This is a genomic window from Streptomyces synnematoformans (assembly GCF_039531005.1).
GTDB lineage: Bacteria > Actinomycetota > Actinomycetes > Streptomycetales > Streptomycetaceae > Streptomyces > Streptomyces synnematoformans.
Genome location: NZ_BAAAPF010000601.1, coordinates 1 through 1,916 on the forward strand (window position 1 = coordinate 1; position 1,916 = coordinate 1,916).

General features: G+C 78.7%; 2 protein-coding genes. Both read right to left on the reverse strand.

The features are described 5' to 3' along the window. Window positions 1-30: 30 nt before the first annotated feature. A complete protein-coding gene (locus ABD317_RS36420) occupies window positions 31-810 on the reverse strand; it encodes a serine/threonine-protein kinase (protein WP_344296266.1) in 780 nt (259 codons plus the stop codon). Continuing rightward, a partial coding sequence (locus tag ABD317_RS36425; RefSeq protein WP_344296269.1) for an outer membrane protein assembly factor BamB family protein occupies window positions 797-1,916 on the reverse strand: 1,120 nt, incomplete at its 5' end. The genes ABD317_RS36420 and ABD317_RS36425, both read right to left, overlap by 14 nt.

The window sequence follows — 1,916 nt, forward strand, 5'->3', positions numbered from 1 at the left end:
GCAGGAGGTGGCGTGTGCCGTGTTGGGTGATCAGGTGGCGGGCGGTGAGGCCGGCCCGGGGTCACGGGCGAGGCGTTCGCCGAGCTCCGCGGGCGTCGGGCGTTCGGCGGGATCAAGGCGGCGGCAGTCGGCGATGAGCGTGCGCAGGGCGGCGTCGTCGGGGTCGGGGTCGGAGCCGGGGGGCGCGTCGTCCCCGGTCCCGGCGCGGGCGTAGGCGTACGCGAGCGTCGAGCCCAGCGAGTACACGTCGGACGCCGGCCCGGCCGGGGCGCCGGCGACCTGCTCGGGCGACATGAAGCCGGGCGTGCCCGCGAGAGCCGCGGGCTGTGCGGCGGCGGCGATGCCGAAGTCGACGAGCTTGGGCCCGTCGGCGGTGAGCAGCACGTTGGCCGGCTTGACGTCCCGGTGTACGACCCCGGCGCGGTGCACCGCGACCAGCGCCTCCGCGAGCCCGGCGGCCAGCCGGCGGACCGAGGGGCCGGGCAGCGGGCCGAACCGCTCCACCGCCTCGTGCAGCGGGACGGACGGCACGAACTCCGTCGCCATCCACGGCACCCGGCCGCCGGGGTCCGCGCCGACGACCGGCGGGCTGTGCACCCCGCCCACGGCGGCGGTGGCGGCCACCTCGCGCATGAAGTGGTCCCGGGCCTCCGGCCGGCGCGCCCGCTCGGCGTGCACGACCTTCACGGCCACCAGCCGGCCGCCGCGGGAGCGGCCGAGGTAGACGACGGCCGTGGCGCCGCTGCCGAGGCGCGCCAGGATGCGGTGCCCTCCCAGCGAGCGGGGGTCGTCGTGCTCAAGGGGCTCCACTCGTGCCTCCGTTCGGCCGACGTGCGGTGGGGGGTCTGAGGGCTTCTACGTACCCGTTCGCCAGACCGGCGAACACCAGTCCGGCGGCGTGTGCGGTGCGGCCGCCGGCGGGCTCGGCGCCGGCGTACGTCCACAACACGCCGCCGTCGGCCGGATCCAGAGCGTACAGCCGCCGGCCGGAGGCCGCGGTGCCGTTGCCGGCCCCGCCCCCCGAACCGCCGGCCCAGACGTGGACCGCACCGCCGGCGAGGCCGAGGAACCGGGTGCTCGACCGCGACCAGGCGAGGTCGCCGGTGTCCGCGCGCAGCGCGCGGAGGTGGCCGTTCGGCTCGCTGACGTAGAGCAGGCCGCCGCCGGCGGCGTGGACGGTGCTGGGATACGTCATCCGCTGCTCCCAGACGACCGTGCGGTCCTCGGCGGCGAGGGCGACGAGGCGGAGGTACGCGTCGCAGACGAAGGCGAGGCCGTCCGAGGCGAGGACGGCGGTGGTGTCCTCGGCCGGGTGCCGCCAGCGCCGGTCGCCGCCGGCGGCGTCGAGGGCGGTGACCGACTCGCCGTCGGCGGCGAGCACGAACCCGGAGCCGGTGGTGAAGGAGAAGGCCGTCGTCTCCGCGGTCCAGCGCCGCCCGCCGCCGCGGGTGTCGAGGGCGACGACGCCGTCGGCCCCGACGTAGGTGAGCCCGTCGGCGGCGGCCACGGCGTGCACGAACCCGAACTCCCGCCGGTGCGTCCAGCGTTCGCCGCCCGAGGCGGGGTCGAGGGCCCGCACCCGCTGTTTCTCGGCCCCGTCCGGGCCGACCAGGTACGCCGTGCCGTCTCCGGCGGCGAACTCGCCGTCCGCGCCCGAACCCCAGCGGCGCCGCCACAACTCGTCGCCCGTACGCGGGTCGAGGGCCCGCACGCCGCCCTCGTCGCCGCCGTGGACGAGGACCGTCCCGCCGGCGACGTGGATCGCGGGGGCGGCCGCGTCGGGGGCGCGGACCCGTACCCGCCAGGCGCGTTCGGCCTCGGGGTGCGGCGCGGCCCCCTCGCCGGGGTCCCGGCGCGCACGGGGGCCGCCGGCGGGCCCGTCGCCCTCGGAGTCGCCCAGCAGCGGGTGCGCGAGG